17 protein-coding genes and 1 riboswitch are annotated in these 17855 nt (G+C 60.9%); of the genes, 14 read left to right on the plus strand and 3 right to left on the minus strand.

What is annotated here, in order from left to right; all coding sequences use genetic code 11:
• Positions 1-57 precede the first annotated feature (57 nt).
• From OK142_RS07210 to thiD, 11 genes are all read left to right on the plus strand, one after another.
• A complete protein-coding gene (locus OK142_RS07210) occupies positions 58-762 on the plus strand; it encodes a GntR family transcriptional regulator (protein ID WP_216332685.1) in 705 nt (234 codons plus the stop codon).
• Positions 763-1098: 336 nt separating this feature from the next.
• A complete protein-coding gene (locus tag OK142_RS07215; protein WP_216332688.1) occupies positions 1099-2175 on the plus strand; it encodes an ABC transporter ATP-binding protein in 1077 nt (358 codons plus the stop codon).
• A gap of 53 nt (positions 2176-2228) precedes the next feature.
• Entirely contained in the window at positions 2229-3464 is a 1236-nt protein-coding gene (locus OK142_RS07220) for an ABC transporter substrate-binding protein (protein ID WP_003500742.1), read from the plus strand.
• 175 nt (positions 3465-3639) lie between these two features.
• Positions 3640-4551, plus strand: coding sequence for a carbohydrate ABC transporter permease (locus OK142_RS07225; protein ID WP_003510821.1), 912 nt, complete (start codon positions 3640-3642; stop codon positions 4549-4551).
• 4 nt (positions 4552-4555) lie between these two features.
• Positions 4556-5413 carry a carbohydrate ABC transporter permease gene (locus tag OK142_RS07230; protein WP_003500737.1) on the plus strand — a complete coding sequence of 286 codons (858 nt, stop codon included), beginning with the start codon at positions 4556-4558 and terminating at the stop codon, positions 5411-5413.
• A gap of 12 nt (positions 5414-5425) precedes the next feature.
• Positions 5426-7417 carry an alpha-glucosidase gene (locus OK142_RS07235; protein ID WP_498681874.1) on the plus strand — a complete coding sequence of 664 codons (1992 nt, stop codon included), beginning with the start codon at positions 5426-5428 and terminating at the stop codon, positions 7415-7417.
• A 36-nt stretch (positions 7418-7453) separates the two neighbouring features.
• Positions 7454-7556: riboswitch (TPP riboswitch) on the plus strand.
• Between the two features lie 128 nt (positions 7557-7684).
• The gene (locus tag OK142_RS07240; protein ID WP_498681875.1) at positions 7685-8470 is read left to right on the plus strand and encodes an ABC transporter permease; all 786 of its coding nucleotides are present in this window, start codon (positions 7685-7687) and stop codon (positions 8468-8470) included.
• Entirely contained in the window at positions 8467-9411 is a 945-nt protein-coding gene (locus OK142_RS07245) for an ABC transporter substrate-binding protein (protein WP_498681877.1), read from the plus strand. The genes OK142_RS07240 and OK142_RS07245 overlap by 4 nt, the downstream gene beginning before the upstream one ends.
• Before the next feature lie 2 nt (positions 9412-9413).
• Entirely contained in the window at positions 9414-10154 is a 741-nt protein-coding gene (locus OK142_RS07250) for a hydroxyethylthiazole kinase (protein WP_498681879.1), read from the plus strand.
• Complete coding sequence (thiE, locus tag OK142_RS07255; protein WP_498681881.1) at positions 10141-10803, plus strand: thiamine phosphate synthase; 663 nt, start codon at positions 10141-10143, stop codon at positions 10801-10803. Before OK142_RS07250 ends, thiE begins: the two co-directional genes overlap by 14 nt.
• Positions 10800-11597, plus strand: a complete 798-nt coding sequence (thiD, locus tag OK142_RS07260) for a bifunctional hydroxymethylpyrimidine kinase/phosphomethylpyrimidine kinase (protein WP_498681882.1) — start codon at positions 10800-10802, stop codon at positions 11595-11597. The genes thiE and thiD overlap by 4 nt, the downstream gene beginning before the upstream one ends.
• Positions 11598-11813: 216 nt before the next feature.
• Here the strand turns inward: thiD and OK142_RS07265 are convergent, their stop codons facing one another.
• Positions 11814-12272, minus strand: a complete 459-nt coding sequence (locus OK142_RS07265; RefSeq protein ID WP_003500727.1) for an Lrp/AsnC family transcriptional regulator — start codon at positions 12270-12272, stop codon at positions 11814-11816.
• Positions 12273-12399: 127 nt separating this feature from the next.
• Here OK142_RS07265 and alr point away from each other — a divergent pair, with 127 nt between their 5' ends.
• Both alr and OK142_RS07275 read left to right on the plus strand, forming a co-directional pair.
• Complete coding sequence (gene alr / locus OK142_RS07270; RefSeq protein ID WP_498681884.1) at positions 12400-13566, plus strand: alanine racemase; 1167 nt, start codon at positions 12400-12402, stop codon at positions 13564-13566.
• A gap of 7 nt (positions 13567-13573) precedes the next feature.
• A complete protein-coding gene (locus tag OK142_RS07275; protein ID WP_498681886.1) occupies positions 13574-14830 on the plus strand; it encodes a D-amino acid dehydrogenase in 1257 nt (418 codons plus the stop codon).
• Positions 14831-14902: 72 nt separating this feature from the next.
• On the opposite strand, the gene OK142_RS07280 is transcribed toward OK142_RS07275, so the two are convergent.
• Positions 14903-15613 (minus strand): GntR family transcriptional regulator, encoded by a 711-nt coding sequence (locus tag OK142_RS07280; protein ID WP_035220875.1) that lies wholly within the window; start codon positions 15611-15613, stop codon positions 14903-14905.
• Between the two features lie 177 nt (positions 15614-15790).
• Between OK142_RS07280 and OK142_RS07285 the strand changes: the two genes are divergently transcribed.
• Entirely contained in the window at positions 15791-16294 is a 504-nt protein-coding gene (locus OK142_RS07285; RefSeq protein WP_082185763.1) for a BA14K family protein, read from the plus strand.
• Between the two features lie 196 nt (positions 16295-16490).
• Here OK142_RS07285 and OK142_RS07290 read toward each other — a convergent pair whose 3' ends face one another.
• Complete coding sequence (locus OK142_RS07290) at positions 16491-17855, minus strand: sigma-54-dependent transcriptional regulator (protein WP_498681888.1); 1365 nt, start codon at positions 17853-17855, stop codon at positions 16491-16493.

Raw genomic sequence — 17855 nt, forward strand, 5'->3', positions numbered from 1 at the left:
CAAGAAATATGTAAATCAATGATGTATCAATTTTTGTTTCGGGGAGGAAACGGCATCATGAAACACACTGGCGGCAGCCTGCCCATGTATCTGCAGATCGCCGAAATGCTGGTGCGCGAGGTGGCGGCGGGCCGACTGATAGACGGCGAGAAGCTCGCGCCCGAGCGCGATATGGCAGCCGATCTCGGCATTGCCGTCGGCACGCTTCGCAAGTCGCTCGCGGAGTTGCAGGAGCGCGGCCTCCTGGAGCGCGTGCAGGGTTCAGGCAATTACATTCGCGCCGTCAGCGACCCGCAAAGCGTCTATGCCTTCTTTCGCCTCGAGATGATCGAGGGCGGCGGCCTGCCGACGGCGGAGGTTCTGGATGTCGCGCGCCTTGCCAAGCCATCCACCCTGCCCGCCTTCGGCACATCGGCGGAAGGACATCGCATCCGCCGCCTCCGGCGCATTGCCGGAAAGCCGGCGGCTATCGAGGAGATCTGGCTGGACGGCTCCTATGTCGATACGATCGCCATCGAGAACATGTCGGAATCTCTCTATCTTTACTATCGCACCCGCCTCAACCTCTGGATCTCCAAGGCAGAGGACCGGATCGATCTGGGCGAAGTCCCCGAATGGGCACCTGCGCCCTTTGGCCAGAAACCGGGTACGCCCGTACCCCGCGTGCTGCGGTTGAGCCAGGCGCAGGATGGCGCCGTTGCCGAAGTCTCATGGACATGGTTTGACCACACGGTCGCAAGATACGTTTCTCGCATACGTTGAGTTTGTGAGAAATACGCGTGATCCACGCCGGTGGGGAAATTTGACGACAGACAAGGAAGCAGCGGACTGTCGCGCACCGGATTTTGCGGATATATTTCTTTAAATCAAAGACTTAATAGTTTTTGATTTCTGTCAGAAATAAAATTGATACACTATTGATTTCCTTTTTATGAAAGGTAATATCACGGAATTAGGGAGACAGGCGTTGAGCCATCCCACGGTATCGCCGGACAATCGAGACAGATTTTTCAAATATGCGATGCGTGGAACTTGAAGGTTGATGCCGGCTTTTGCGTCCATCCGGATTTTGGACGCGCCGGTCGTGAGGAGGAAAATATGGCTTCGGTCAGCCTGCGCAAGCTGGACAAGAGTTACGGTGCTCTGCGCATCGTCAAGGGCATCGACCTTGAAATCAACGATGGTGAATTCGTGGTTTTCGTCGGCCCTTCCGGCTGCGGCAAATCCACGACGCTGCGCATGGTCGCAGGGCTTGAAAGCATCAGCGGCGGCGAGGTCATGATCGGCGACCGCGTCGTCAACAAGCTGCCGCCGCGCGAACGCGACATCGCCATGGTGTTTCAGGACTATGCACTTTATCCGCACAAGACGGTGCGCGAGAACATGGGCTTCAGCCTGAAGGTGCGCGGCGTCAGCGCATCGCAGGCCAATGCCAGCATCGACGAGGCGGCGAGGATGCTCGGTATCGAGCATCTGCTCGACCGCCGCCCCGGCCAGCTTTCCGGCGGCCAGCGCCAGCGCGTGGCCATGGGCCGCGCTATCGTGCGCCGCCCGCAGGTGTTCCTGTTCGACGAACCCCTTTCCAACCTCGACGCCAAGCTGCGCGGCCAGGTGCGCACGGAGATCAAGCGCCTGCACCAGCAGCTCGGCACCACGATCATCTATGTTACCCATGACCAGGTGGAGGCCATGACGCTGGCTGACCGCATCGTCATCCTGCGCGGCGGCGACATCGAGCAGGTCGGCACGCCTGATGAGGTTTATAACCGACCGGAAAGCGTGTTCGTCGGCGGTTTCGTCGGCGCTCCCGCCATGAATTTCGCCCGCGCCAGGGTCACCGGCGACCGGCTTGCCTTTGCCGACGGCAATTCCCTGCCGATGGCGGCCATCCGGCCTTCCCGCGAAGCGGCGCTCGATGGACGGGAGGTCATCGTCGGCATTCGCCCGGAACATTTCGGCCCCGCCGAGGGCTTCGATACGCAGCTTGCCGTCAAGGTGCAGGTGGTGGAGCCGCTCGGCTCCGATACGCTGGTGCATTTCAGCCTTGGCGATGCGGCGCTCACCGCAAGGATGCCGCCGCAGCTCCGACCCGCACCGAACGAGGAGCTGAAGATCGGCGTCGATCCGTCCAAGGTCCATCTTTTCGACACTGCGACGGAACGCTCCATTCACTGACTGGCCAGGGCCGCAACCGGCCCGGCCAAAGATTTATATAACGGGAGGAAAACATGAAATTTAAAGCCATCACGGGGGCAGCGCTCTGCGCGACCATGCTCACCTTTTCGGGACAGGCCTTCGCCGACGCCGAACTCAAAGTCTTCGTTTCCAGCCAGCACCAGCCCGATGTCTGGCGCAAGGCGCTCGATCAATATGAGGCGAAGACGCCCGGCGTGAAAGTGGTGATCGAGACCGGCGGCAATACGTCCGAAATGCAGGCGCAATATCTCAACACCGTGATGTCGGCCAAGGATTCCAGCCTCGACGTACTGATGCTCGACGTCATCCGTCCCGCGCAATTCGCCACTGCCGGCTGGACCAGCGACTTCTCCGGCAAGGACATGTCGGCCTATCTGCCGACCTATGCCGAAGCCAACACCGTGGACGGCAAGATCGTGGCATTGCCGGCCTTCGCCGATTCCATGTTCCTTTATTACCGCAAGGATCTGCTGGACAAATACGGCATCCAGCCGCCGACCACCTGGGACGAGCTGAAGGAAGCCTCCAAGAAAGTGATGGAAGGCGAAAAGAACCCTGAACTTCAAGGTCTCTCCTTCCAGGGCAAGGCAATCGAAGGCGCCGTCTGCACCTTCCTGCTACCCTACTGGAGCGAAGGCAAGTCGCTGGTCGAAAATGGCAAGCTGAACTTCGACAATCAGGCGGCCGTGGATTCGCTGAAGCTCTGGAAGAGCTTCGTCGACGAAGGCATTTCGAAGAAGAATATTTCCGAAGTGGCGACCGACGACACGCGCAAGGAATTCCAGGCGGGCAAGGTTCTCTTCGCCGTCAACTGGTCTTACGCGTGGACCCATTTCCAGGGCAAGGAATCGCAGGTGAATGACAAGGTCGGCGTCGCCCGCCTGCCGGCCGTCAAGGGCGGTGAGCAGACGACCTGCCTCGGTGGCTGGGAATTCGGCGTTTCGGCCTATTCCAAGCAGCAGGATGAAGCCAAGAAGCTGGTGGAATATCTCTCCAGTCAGGATGTGTCGAAGTTCATGGCCATCAACGCTACGCTGCTGCCCACCTATGCCTCGCTCTACAAGGATGCCGATGTCACCAAGGCGATCCCGTGGTTTGCGGACGCCCTTCCCGTCGTTGAAACGGCAAAGGCCCGCCCCGTCACGCCGCGTTACAACGAGGTCAGCGAAACCATCCGCACCACCGTCAACGGCGTGCTTGCGGGTGTGATGACGCCGGAGGACGGCGCAAAGCAGATGGAAAGCCGTCTGCGGCGCGTGCTGCGCTAAGCTTCAGGGCCGGGGAGCGGCATGCCTGCCATGCCCTTTCCGGCCGCTTTGATCGAACCAGTGAAAACCGCGCAAGCGGTGCGATAAACGGGCCGGGTCTTAACCGGTCCGATCGGGAGACGATGACGTGAATCCAGTTGCGGGAGTGGCAGACGTGACGATGCCGGAACGAACGATGGTCAGGGTGGACGAGAAACCGCAGCCGCGCTGGACGCGGTGGCTCGATCTCGGCGACCGGTCGCTTGCCGTGCTTTTGCTGGCGCCTGCGGCCATTCTTCTCTCGCTCATCATCGTCTATCCGGTGGCGCGGCTCGTTTATACCTCGTTTTTCAGCCTTTCGCTGACCTCGGGTCTGCCGGCGGAATTCATCGGCTTTGAAAACTACACGGCGATGCTCGATGACCCGATCTTCTGGGAAACGACCTGGAACACGGTGCTGATAACGCTGATTACCGTGCCGGGCGCGCTTTTCATGGGGCTCGGACTGGCACTGCTCGCCAACCTGCCCTTTTCCATGCAATGGCCGATGCGCCTGTCACTGCTCATTCCGTGGGCGCTGCCGCTGTCCTTTGCCGGCCTCATCTTCGCATGGTTCTTCCATTACGAATATGGCGTGGTCAACGATGTGCTGAACCGGCTGGGTTTTGAAGGCATCATCTGGTTCAACTCGCCGAACTGGGCCTTTGCAGCCATCTGCCTGACCATCATCTGGAAGACCTCCTCCTTCATGGCGCTGATGATCCTTGCCGGGCTGCAGACCATTCCGCGCTCGCTGTATGAAGCGGCCGATGTGGATGGCGCCGGCAAGCTCAGGCAATTCTTCGAGATCACGCTGCCGCTGCTCAAGCCCTCGATTGTCGTTGCCCTCATCTTCCGCACGATCACGGCGCTGCAGACCTTTGATATTCCGTACATGATGACCGGCGGCGGCCCCGGCACATCCACCACGACGCTTGCCATGTATATTCACCAGAACACCGTTTCCTTCCTCGATCTCGGTTACGGTTCGGCGCTGGCGGTCATGATGTTTGCGCTCTCCATGTGCGTCACCGCCGTTTATCTCCGCATTATCCGGACGAAGGACTGATCCCATGAGCACCGTTGCGACCTCCTCCGGCCTGTCCTCCTTCTTTTCCGGCAAGCCGCTGCGCTTCATTGCGGCCTCCATATTGCTGGTCAATGGGCTGTTTCCGGCAATCTGGATTCTGTTCACCTCGTTGAAAACCGAAGCGGAACTGACGGTCAAACCGATCACATGGTTTCCGCATGCACCGACGCTTGCCAATTACATGCAGGCTTTTTCCGACCAGCCGCTGCATCTGTTTCTCTTCAACAGCTTCATGGTGGCGCTTCTTTCAACCGCACTCACCATTCTGATTTCGGTGCTGGCGGCTTACGCGCTGGCGCGGCTTGACCTCAAATACCGGGCGCTGATCCTCTCGCTCATCATCGCCGTTTCCACATTCCCGCTGGTGACGCTGCTGGTGCCGCTGTTCGAAATCATGCGCGCGCTCAACCTGCTCAATAGCTGGACGGCGCTGATCCTGCCTTACACCGTGCTCTCCCTGCCGGTCTGCACGCTGATGCTGGTGTCCTTCTTCGAAAGCATCCCGCGCGATCTGGAAAACGCCGCCATGATCGATGGCTGCACCCGCATCGGCGCGCTGTTCAAGGTGGTGGTGCCGCTCTGCGCACCGGGCGTCTTCACCGCCGGCATTCTTGCTTTCGTGAATGCCTGGGACGAATTCCTGCTGGCGCTTTCCTTCAATTCCAATCCAGCCCTGCGCACGCTGCCGGTCGGGATTCAGCTTTATCAGGGCGAGTTCGCTTTCCCCTGGCCCGTCATCTCGGCGGCGCTTGTGGTCGGCATCGTGCCGGTCGCCATCCTGATCGTCATCTTTCAGGAACGCGTTGTCTCCGGCCTCACCGCCGGCGGTCTCAAGGGCTAAACAGGTACAATCATGTCATTCGAAAAGACCAGCAACGGCTTCACGCTTACAATCGGCGGCCGCATCATCCTTTCCCATTCGCCTGAGAACCCGGCCATCTTTGCCGGCTTCGGCAAAGAGCGAATGGAGATGTATCGTGGCAATTTCGACATCGAAGACTATGTCATCGAACGAACCGCGCTGCGCCATGCTGAAGTCAGCGGCGATAGCGTCACGTTTTCCTCCGCACCCGGACAGGCCCCACGCCTTCGCCTTACACTGAACGGCAACGCCATTCGGTTCACGGCGCTGGATGAGACCATAAACCGACTGTGGCTGCGGGTCGTCGCGGAAACGGATGAGCATGTCTGGGGCGGCGGCGAACAAATGTCCTATTTCGACATGCGCGGCCGGCGTTTCCCGCTCTGGACCTCCGAACCCGGCGTCGGCCGCGACAAGACGACGGAAATCACCTTCAAGTCGGATGTCAGCGGCAAGGCGGGTGGTGACTATTACAACACCAACTACCCGCAACCGACCTATCTCTCCTCGCGCAAATATGCGCTGCATGTGGAAACCACGGCCTATTCGGTCTTCGATTTCCGCAATGCCGATTTCCACGAAATCGAGATCTGGACGATCCCGGAGCGGATCGAATTCTTCGCGGGCAATCATTTCACCGATATCGTTTCCGCCCTCTCGCTGCGGTTCGGTCGCCAGCCGGAACTGCCGGAATGGGTCTATAATGGCGCGATCATCGGGTTAAAAGACGGCGTCAACTCCTTTGCCCGGCTGGAAAAAATCCGCGCGGCTGGAACGAAGGTCTCAGGCCTGTGGTGCGAGGACTGGGTGGGGCTTCGCCAGACATCCTTCGGCGCGCGTCTCTTCTGGGACTGGCAGGCCAATGACACCCGCTATCCGCATCTTCGCCAGAAGATAGCCGAGCTTGCCGATCAGGACGTCCGCTTTCTGGGTTACGTGAACCCCTATCTCTGCGTCGACGGACCGCTTTTCCCCGTGGCCGAAGCGGCCGGTTATTTCGCCACCGGCGCGGACGGCAAGACGGCGCTGGTGGATTTCGGCGAATTCGATTGCGGCGTGGTCGATTTTACCAATCCAGCCGCAGCCGAATGGTTTGCCGAGGAGATCATCGGCCGGAACATGCTGGATTTCGGCCTTTCCGGCTGGATGGCCGATTTCGGCGAATATCTGCCGATCGACATCACGCTGTCGAACGGCGTCGACGCCAAGCTGATGCACAATGCCTGGCCCACACTCTGGGCCGAGGTCAATGCGAAGGGCGTCGAAAGCCGCGGCAAGACTGGCGAGGCGCTGTTCTTCATGCGGGCAGGCTTCACCGGCGTGCAGGCCCATTGCCCGCTCATCTGGGGCGGCGACCAGTCGGTCGATTTCTCCCGTCACGACGGCCTCGTCACCGTCATCTGCGGCGCGCTGTCCTCCGGCCTCATGGGCAACGCCTATCACCATTCCGACATTGGCGGGTATACCAGCCTGTTCGGCAATGTCAGAACAGCGGAACTCATCATGCGCTGGGCGGAAATGGCCGCCTTCACCCCCGTCATGCGCACCCATGAGGGCAACCGCCCGCGCGACAACCTCCAGATCGACCAGGACGACGCGGTTCTTTCCCATTTCGCCCGCATGACGACCGTCTACACCGCACTCGCCCCCTACCTGAAATCGCTTTCCGCCGAAGCGGCCAGGACCGGACTGCCTGTGCAGCGCCCGCTTTTCCTTCATTACGAGGATGACCAGCAGACCTACACCCTCCAGGACTGCTATCTCTACGGGGCCGATATGCTGGTCGCACCTGTCTGGAAAGCCGGAGAAGAGCAGCGCACGCTCTATCTTCCCGGCGACGGGGAATGGGTGCATTTGTGGAGCGGCGAGCATCATCCCGGCGGACGCGAGGCGACCGTCGAAGCGCCGCTTGGCCAACCGGCTGTCTTCTATCGCGCCGATAGCAGCCATCGTCAGCTGTTTGAACAGCTTCGCAGCATCTGAGCCGTTGACAGCCAGCTAAAAAAGCGACAGTTTCCGACCCATTCCGAGGGGAGCACCTGACGGTGCTGAGATGGCGATGAGCCGGACCCTTGAACCTGATCCGGGTCATGCCGGCGTAGGAACGGAAACTGTCGCGCTTTCAAGGTGCTGCCCTTTCTCTTCTCCGCTTTTCCCGGATCTCCGTGAATGTCACATCTGGAGACCGAATGATGATGCTGAAACCTCCCGTCCTTCGCACATGGTGCGGTTGCGTCTGAGGTCCGGCCCATGCGTCCCTCCCATGCGCTGAACGGCATCCTGCTTCTGCTCATTCTGTGGCAGACAGGGACATGGCTGTTTGCGCCGCCGCGCTATATCCTGCCCTCGCCTGCCGATGTCGCCGCCGCTTTCCTGCGCCAGCCGGGTTTTCTGTTCGGACAGGCCATGGTGACGTTTGGCGAAATGGCCGTCGGGCTTTTCGCCGGTGTCACGGCCGGCATTCTCGTTGCCTTCACGGTTGCCGCCATCCCGCGTCTTGGCCGCCTCGTCTGGCCCATGGTTCTGGTGTTGCAGGCTTTTCCGGTTTTCGTGCTGGCCCCAATCCTCGTCCTCTGGTTCGGCTTCGGCATGGCCTCGAAAGTGGTCATGACAGGGATCATCATCTTCTTTCCCGTCGCCTCCTCTTTCACCGATGGTCTCAACCGCACCGACCGTGCGATCCTCGATGCCGCCTCGCTGACGGAGGCGAGCCACTGGCAGATCCTCACCCGGCTGCGTGTGCCGCTGGCGCTTCCCTCGCTCATTTCCGGTCTGAGGGTCGCAGCACCGCTCGCCCCGCTTGGCGCCGTCATCGGCGAATGGGTGGGCGCCTCGGCCGGGCTCGGTTTCGTCATGATCCAGTCCAATGCCCGCATGCAGACCGACACCATGTTCGCCGCCATGGCCATTCTCGCCGTCATGGCGGTGCTGCTGCGGCTTGTCGTCGACCGGGCGACAGCCAATCTGGCCCCCTGGGCCAAAGAGACAGAACACCTCATTCCTTTCAAATATTTGCGGAGACTTTCAGCACCATGAAGCGAACTCTTCTTTCCCTCGTCGTCGCGGCAGCAAGCGTGCTTTCCCCCATGCAATCGCAGGCGGCCGACAAGCTGACCGTGTTGCTGGAATGGTTCGTGAACCCGGACCACGCGCCGATGGTGATCGCCAAGGAACGCGGGCTCTTTGCCGATGCGGGGCTGGAGGTTGAGCTGGTTCCGCCCGCCGACCCATCCGCCGTGCCGCGTCTGGTCTCGGCAAAACAGGCCGATATCGGCGTCCACTACCAGCCTAATCTCTATCTCGACCACGATGCCGGTCTGCCGCTCGTCCGTTTCGGCACGCTGGTGGAAACGCCGCTCAACACCGTCACCGTTCTGGCAGATGGGCCGATCAAAAGCCTGAAGGACCTGAAGGGCAAGAAAATCGGCTTTTCCGTTTCCGGTTTTGAAGATGCCATGCTGAAGCGCATGCTGGAGAAGGACGGCCTGACGAAAGACGATGTGGAACTCGTCAACGTCAACTTTTCGCTCTCGCCTTCCCTGATCGCCGGCAAGGTGGACGCCACGCTTGGCGGCTTCCGCAATTTCGAACTGACGCAGATGAAGCTTGAGGGGCACGAGGGTCGCTCCTTCTTCCCAGAGGAACATGGCGTGCCTGCCTATGACGAGCTGATCTTTGTCAGCCATCGCGATCTTGCGAAGGACACCCGCCTGCCGCGTTTCCTCTCCGCCGTGGAACAGGCCGCGATCTTCATCACCAACCATCCGCAGGAATCCTGGCAGCTCTTCATCAAGGCCTATCCGAACCTTGACGATGCGCTGAACAAGCAGGCGTTTTTCGACACGTTGCCCCGTTTCGCCAAGCGTCCCGCCGCACTCGATCGCACCCGCTACACCCGCTTCGGCGAATTCATGCGGGACATGCAGCTGATCAAGCAGGCGCCGGCGGCGGACGACGTCGCCGTGGAGCTGCAGTGACCATGGCAGACAGTTTTCCGACAGCGGCAAAGGCCGCCGAGATCCTCGAAAGGGTGAGGCAAGCGCGCCCGCGCGTGCATTGCCTGATGAACACCGTCGTGCAGAAATTCACCGCCGACGGCATCACCGTCGTCGGCGGCATTCCATCGATGACCACCTCGCTTGAGGAAATCGAGAGTTTCGTCGCCAAGGCGGATGCGCTTACCGTCAATCTCGGCACGCTGGATGCGGAACGGCGCAGGGTTATCCGGCTCGCAATCGAGATCGCCAATGCATCGGCAAAACCCTGGATCGTCGACCCCGTCCATTGCGACTATTCGCCGTCGCGGCTGGAATTCGCACGCGAACTGATCGCGCTTTCACCCACCATCGTGCGCGGCAACCGCGCGGAGATGAGCCTGATTGGCGACGTGCCGGATGCGGTGCGGATCGAGACCGGGCCGGTCGATCATCTGCGCGATGCCACCCGGAGCGTCAGCATCGTCAACGGCCACCCGTGGATGGCGAAGGTGACGGGCACCGGTTGCCTCTCTGGCGGCGTCATCGCCGCCTTCATAGCGGTGGAAAAGGACGCGCTGACAGCTGCAGCCGCTGCACTCGCCGTCACCGGCGTTTCCGCCGAACTCGCCGCCGTCAACGCAAAGGGTCCCGGCACATTCGAACCGGCGTTTCTGGATGCGCTTTCCGAAGTTTCCAGTGAGGAGATAACAAGACATGCAAGGATCGAGCATGAACAAGGTTGATTACCGCCTGAATGCGCTGGTCGATGCGAGCCTCAGCGATGTCGCGCCCCTGGCCGAGCTTGCTCTGGCGGCCGCGCTCAACGGCGCAACCATCCTTCAATATCGTGACAAGCATGGCTCGACTCGGGAAATGATCGAGAACGCGCGGGCCATCCACGAGGCTATCGCCGGCACCGGCGTGCCGCTCGTCATCAACGACCGGGTGGATGTGGCGCTCGCATCCGGTGCGGACGGGGTGCATCTTGGCGCAGACGACATGGACGCCGAAACCGCCAGACGTATTCTCGGCGAAAAGGCGATCATCGGCCTTACCGTCAAGAACCGGGCAGATGCCGAACGGGCGGCCTCCATGCCCGCAGACTACGCCTGCATCGGTGGCGTGTTCGAGACGGTTTCCAAGGTCAATCCGGACAAGCCGGTCGGTATCGATGGTTTCACGCTGCTGCGCGGCCTTTTGCGTGAGTGGCGGCCGGGAATGCCGGTGGGCGCCATTGCCGGCATCGATCTTGCCCGTGTGCCACCCGTCGTCACCGCCGGTGCGGATGGCGTCGCGGTCATTTCCGCCATCTTCCGGGCGGGCGATATTGCCAGCGCAACCAAGGACTTCCGCGCGGCAGTCGACACGGCGCTGAAAGCGAGACAGCCATGACAGCCATTGCATTGACCATTGCCGGTTCCGACAGCGGCGGCGGCGCGGGTATCCAGGCCGACATCAAGACCTTCTCGGCGCTCGGCGCCTATGCCGCAAGCGTCATCACCGCCATCACCGCGCAGAACACCAGGGGCGTGACGGCGGTGGAGGATATTTCCGTCGCAAGCATCGTCGCGCAGATGGATGCGGTTTTTTCCGATCTTGCCGTCAATGCAGTGAAGATCGGCATGGTATCGCGGATCGAAACCATCGCCGCCATCGCGGAGCGGCTTCGGCAGCAGCCCCAACCGGTAGTGCTCGATCCGGTCATGGTGGCAACATCAGGCGACCGGCTGCTGCATGAGGACGCCATCGACACGTTGCGTCGCGACCTCCTGCCGCTCGCCGCCATCGTCACGCCGAACCTGCCCGAGGCAGCGTTGCTGACAGGAACGCCGCTGGCAACCACGCAGAGCGAAATCACCCGTCAGGCAGAAAAGATCCTGACGGCGGGCGCAAAAGCCGTGCTCATCAAGGGCGGCCATGGCGATGGGCCTGAGAGTACGGATTATCTTTTCGCAGGCGGCACGATGCAGGCGCTTTCCGCGCCACGGGTGGACACGAAAAACGACCACGGCACCGGCTGCACGCTGGCGGCAGCGATTACCGCCTATCTCGCCATGGGCTATGAGTTGGCGGAAGCGGTGGGGCTGGCAAAGGACTACCTGAATGGGGCGCTTGACGCTGGCCGTGGGCTTGCCGTTGGTCAGGGACGGGGGCCGGTGCATCATTTTTATCGGTGGTGGGGGTGACATCGAGACACGGAGTGTGGGGCTTACCCCCTCTGTCCTGCGGGACATCTCCCCCTCAAGGGGGGAGATTGACAAGCGGCTTGCTTACCGCATTCAGTAAACCACTGTATCGATAGTGAAACCGGTGCGAGGGAACGGGCGGTCGCCCCACCCGATCTCCCCCCTTGAGGGGGAGATGTCCGGCAGGACAGAGGGGGGTAAGCCCCACCCTCCACGCTACCGCGCCTTCGGCGTCGCCAGCACATTCCGGATTGCAAAACTCGAATGAATCCGCGAAACACCCGGCAGCTTCGATAAAATCTCCTTGTGAATACGCTCGAAATCCCCCGCACTTTCCGCCTCGCAACGCAGGAAATAATCCGATCCGCCTGTCATCAGGTAACATTCGCGGATTTCCGGATAACGCCGCACCGCGTTTTCAAAACGGTTGAGAAAATCCTCCGTCTGGCGATCGAGCGTGATCTGCACGATGACCGAGATCACCTCGCCGCCTGCAAGGCCGCTGGTGAGCGCCGTATAACCCCTGATGATACCTTCCCGCTCCAGAATATCGACCCGGCGAAGGCAGGCGGAGGCCGAAAGGCCGACCTCTGCGGCGAGTTTCGCATTGCTGATGCGGGCATTGAGCCTGAGCAGGCGGATGATATGGCGGTCGGTCGCATCGAGTGACGACATAGAAAATTCCAATACGACAAGGAAAGTTGCGTAGAGTGAACTTTTATCGCATGTTCTTCGAACAATAGTCAAGAAATTCGATAATCGTTGCAATACTCTCATATGATAAAAATGAGGGTGAACGACCATGGACATGCAGATCAGCCGCCAGCAGGCAGCCGGTGGTGCAAGCGGCCATCTGACCATCGATCTCGGCGCATTGCGCGACAATTACCTGACCCTTGCGGCCATGGCCCCCACGGCTCAGACGGCAGCGGTCGTCAAGGCCGACGCATACGGCCTCGGTGCCGATATCGTCTCACAGACCCTGTTCGATGCAGGTTGCCGCAATTTCTTCGTTGCACACATTGATGAAGCGCTGGCGCTCCGGCTTCGTCTTTCAGCAGAAGCGCGGATTTTCGTCCTCAACGGGCTTCAGCCCGGCAACGAGACCTCCTGCGCAGCCATGGCCGTCACTCCGGTTCTGAATTCGCTGGAACAGATCGCACAATGGGCGGCCCATGCCAAAAAGCTCGGCAAGCTACTGCCCGCCGCGGTGCAGATCGATACCGGCATGTGCCGTCTCGGCCTCTCTCCCGAAGAGCTTGAAGTCCTCGCCTCCCGGCCGCAGTTGCTGGAGGGTATCGACATCGCCTTCGTGATGAGCCACCTCGCCTGCGCTGATGAGCCGGATCACCTCTCCAATGCTGCGCAGCTTTCCGTGATGCGAAAAGCCGCTGTCGCCTTTCCTGATGCCCCTGTCTGCTTTTCCAATTCCGGCGGCATCTTTCTCGGCAATGATTACCACAACCACCTGCTGCGCCCCGGCATCGCGCTTTATGGCGGCGCGCCCTCCATTGCCCGTCCCAACCCGATGAAGCCGGTCGTCCGTCTGGATCTCGCCGTCGTCCAGACCCGCACGGTGCCCGCAGGTTCGCTGGTCGGTTACGGCGGTTCCTTCGAAACAGCCGGCCCGACGCGCCTTGCGACGATCGCCGCCGGTTACGCTGACGGGCTGCCGCGTTCGCTCAGCAATCGTGGTGCCGCATGGTACAATGGCATTCGCCTGCCGATTGCGGGACGTGTTTCGATGGACAGCATCATTCTCGATATATCCGCCCTGCCCGAAGGCGCATTGACGCAGGGCAGTCTCGTGCAGATGATCGGGTCAGACCAGACGCTGGAAGACATTGCCGAGGACGCGGGCACGATCGCCTATGAAATCCTGACCGGACTCGGGCGCCGTTACCGCCGCAATTATATTCAGCCGGGCGAAACCCCGGCCGTCGCTTCAACATCTGTCAGCCATAAGTGAGACGATCATGAACGTCACTATCCTCGGAGCCGGCGTCGTCGGCGTGACCTCCGCCTGGTATCTGGCCAAAGCCGGACACAAGGTGACGGTGATCGACCGCCAGCCGGCTGCAGCGCTGGAAACCAGCTTTGCCAATGCGGGCGAAGTTTCCCCTGGCTATTCCTCGCCATGGGCCGCGCCCGGCATTCCGATGAAGGCAATGAAATGGCTGTTCATGAAACATGCCCCGCTCATCATCCGCCCGACGGCCGATCCGGCCGCATGGCGCTGGATGAGCCAGATGCTGCGTAACTGCACATCGGCGCGTTATGCCACCAACAAGAGCCGCATGGTGCGTGTGGCCGAATATAGTCGCGATTGCCTGATGGCGCTGCGCGAAGAGACCGGCATAGAATACGACCAGCGCATGCAGGGCACTCTGGAGGTATTCCGCACCCAGAAGCAGTTCGATGCCATCGGCAAGGACGTGGACGTGTTGACGGCGGGCGGCGTGCCCTTTGAAATTCTCGACCGCGACGGCTGCGCCGCCATCGAACCCGGCCTTTCCCCTTCGAAGGAAAAGATTGTCGGCGGCCTGCGCCTGCCCGGCGACGAGACCGGCGACTGCTTCATGTTCACCACCGAACTTGCGCGTATGGCCGAGGAAGCGGGCGTCACCTTCATCTACGATACCGGCATCATGCGCCCCATGGTCGAGGCAGGCCGCATTAAGGCCGTGGAGACCACCAAGGGGCTGGTGGAAGCGGATATTTTTGTCGCCGCACTGGGCAGCTATTCTCCGCAATTCGTGCGCCAGCTCGGCCTTGATCTGCCGGTCTATCCGGTCAAGGGTTATTCCATCACGGTTCCGATCGTGAAAGAGGAGCGCGCACCCGTTTCCACGGTCATGGACGAGACGTTCAAGGTTGCGATTACCCGGCTCGGCTCACGCATTCGCGCCGGCGGCATGGCCGAGATCGCTGGTTTCAGCAAGGATTTGCCGGCCGCTCGCCAGGAAACGCTGGCCCATTCTGTCGAAGACCTGTTCGGCGGCGCGGGTGACCAGACCCAGGCAAAATTCTGGTGCGGTCTGCGTCCCATGACGCCGGATGGCACGCCTGTGATCGGCGCCACCCGCTACAGCAATCTTTATCTCAACACCGGCCACGGCACGCTTGGCTGGACCATGTCCTGCGGCTCGGCCCGTGTGCTTGCCGATCTCATCACCGGGAACAAGCCGGAGATCGACACGCACGATCTCTCCCTTAGCCGTTACGCGGCTTAGTCCGAAGAAGAAATCTCGGTCCCTCGCCCTTGAGGCGAGGGTCCACCAGACTGGGCGGGTCGCTCAATTATCCTAAAGCGCCAGTGCATCTTTCAGCGCCAGACCTTCCTTCATGCGAAGATCGAGATCGGCTTCGATGTGATCGAGGTGCTGCAGCATCAGCGCCCGGGCCTTTGCCGCATCCTTCGCCTCCAATGCATCAAGCAGATCGGCATGATCGTTGTGGCCGCAGCTTGAAACACCCGAGCGGCCATAGAGCGCGATCACCAGCGACGAGCGGGCAACCAGCTCGTCCATGAATTTTTCGAGGATAGCATTGCCGGCAAGCGCGGCCAGCATCAGGTGGAAATCGCCGGATGCCTTGATTTCCGCACGTCTGGCGGTCGGGCCGCGCTCATGCTGGTGGCGGCTTTCCTGAACCAGATGCTCTCTCAGCTGCTTTGCCGCCGCAGGCGTGATCTTTTCGATTGCGGCATCGAGAACGCCGGGCTCGATCAGCCGGCGCGAAGCAAAAACCTGCCGCGCTTCGTCCGGTGTGGGATTGGAGACGAAAGCGCCGCGATTGCGCTCGGCCTTGACCAGCCCTTCGTAAGCCAGCATCTGCAATGCCGCCCGCACCACGGTGCGGCTGACATCGAACAGCGTTCCCACTTCCGATTCCGACAGCTTCGTTCCCGGTGCAAGCCGTCTGTCGACAATGGCGTCGCGCAGCGTATCTCGAATGGCCTGGGCACGGTCTTCGTGGGATGAATCGGAATTGACGGTTATATGGGCAAGGCTCATGGACGTGTCCTGTTTGAACTTGAGTTCTAGCGCGAAGCGCGGCCTGCGCAAACAGGAATTGCGAGCTGCCGCCAGCCCGCCACAATTCATTCAGCGCCCGTTCAGCAGAGGGGCTATATTTCTTTAACCATCGAATTTGCAACTGGCAGCGCCCTGCCATCCGGATGGAAGAAGACCATGTCGTCCTTTGCAGCTAAAACCGTTCTGGCTATCGCCGTCGCCGCCGCCACCATCGTGCCCTTCAACAGCGCATCCGCCGATGACTGGGGCCGCCGCGACCGTCGCGATGCCGCCATTCTGGGTGGCGTGCTTGGCCTTGCCGCCGGTGTCGCCGTCGGTTCCGCCCTCTCCCGCCCGGCACCGGTGGACGACGAGCGCGTCTACATAGATGAGCCGCCGCGCCGTTATCAGGCCTATGAGCCAAGCTATGTCTACGAAGAGCCGGACTACCGTTATTACCGTGCAGCGCCGCAGCCGGTTTACCGCCCGGCACCCGTTTACCGCGCCCAGCCGGTCTACGACAGCCGCCCGGTCTATAACCAGCGCCAGACCTATCGCACCATCGAGCCGTGGACCAACGCCTGGTACGACTATTGCTCGCAGCGTTACAGAAGCTTCAACACCCGCACTGGCACTTACACGGATTATGACGGTCAGCGTCATTTCTGCGTAGCGGGCTGATCGGGAAAGCGGGTGCCGGCAGAAGCAACAGCCGAAAGCCTTCAGCGCAAATGCTGGCAACGCGCTAGAATTTCTTCTCCGTCATCCTCGCCCCTGAGGCGAAGATCCACACTTCCGAGCGCCGATGGATCCTCGCCTCAGGGGCGAGGATGACGTCTGGTTTTGGGGCTCGCAGCTCAAAGCGTTACGGCTCTTTTCACGCCCCACCGTTCTTCACATAATCCGCCCGGTTGATGCCGTGACGTTGCAGCTTGTCGTAAAAGGTCTTTCGGGCAATGCCGAGCGTCGCGATCGTTTCCGCCACGTCGCCATTCGATTGTTCCAGCGTTTCGCGGATGATGCGCGCCTCGATCTCGTCCATGCGCTCCGGCAAGGTTCCGGAAACGGGGATTGTGGATTGTAACACAGGCGCGGTCGCCGTTTCCGTCTCCAGCCCCAGCACCACCCTCTCGGCGAAATGCCCGAGTTCGCGCACATTGCCCGGCCAGTCGTGGTCGTTAAGGCGGCGGGAAATGCCGGCACTGATCTGCGGCACCGGCATGTTGAAACGGTTGGCGGCCTTGGTGACGAAGTGCGAAAACAAAAGCGGAATATCCGCCTTGCGTTCGCGCAGCGGCGGTATCGACAGCGTCACCACGTTCAGCCGGTAATAGAGGTCCTCGCGAAACGTGCCGCGCTCGGCCGGATCACCCAGATCGACCTTGGCCGCCGCCACCACACGAATATCGACCGGCCGCTCCTCGTTGGAACCAAGCGGGGAGACCTCGCGCATTTCCAGAACGCGCAGCATCTTCACCTGTACGGCAAGCGGCATGCTCTCGATTTCGTCCAGAAACAGCGTGCCGCCGCTGGAATGTTCGATGCGGCCCACGCGCTTCTTCTGCGCGCCGGTAAAAGCCCCCGGCTCATGGCCGAAAAGCTCGCTTTCGATCACCGTTTCCGGCAGCGCCCCGCAATTCAGCGCCACGAAATTGCCCTTTGAGCGTTTCTTGCTCCAGCGGTGAAGCGCCGTTGCCACCACTTCCTTGCCGCTGCCCGTCTCGCCCGCCACCAGCACATCCACATCCGTATCGGCAATGTGCCTGAGCGTGGTGCGCAGGCGTTCCATGGCGGGCGTCTGGCCGATCAGCGGCAGATCGTCTTCCGCCTGCCCCGCCGCCCGGCGAAGCGCACGATTTTCTAGCACGAGACGGCGCTTTTCCAGCGCCCGGCGGGCGCTCTCCACCATGCGTTCGGCGGGAAAGGGCTTTGCGATGAAATCATAGGCGCCGTTGTGAAGCGCATCGACCGCCATCGGCACATCGCCGTGGCCGGTGATGAGAATGACCGGAAGATCGGCATCGATCTTGCGGACATGGTCGAAAAATTCGAGCCCGGTCATGCCGGGCATGCGAACATCGGTGATGACGACGCCATCGAAATCCTCGTTCAGGGCCGCCAGCGCCTGCTCGGCACGGGAAAAGGAGGTGACCGGCAGTCCGTCGAGTTCCAGCGTCTGCACCATCGCCTTGCGCAGCTGGGAATCGTCGTCCACCAGGAATATGGTTCCATCCACCGTCAT

This window comes from Agrobacterium sp. BT-220-3 (assembly GCF_025910175.1).
GTDB classification, from domain to species: Bacteria; Pseudomonadota; Alphaproteobacteria; order Rhizobiales; family Rhizobiaceae; genus Agrobacterium; species Agrobacterium oryzihabitans.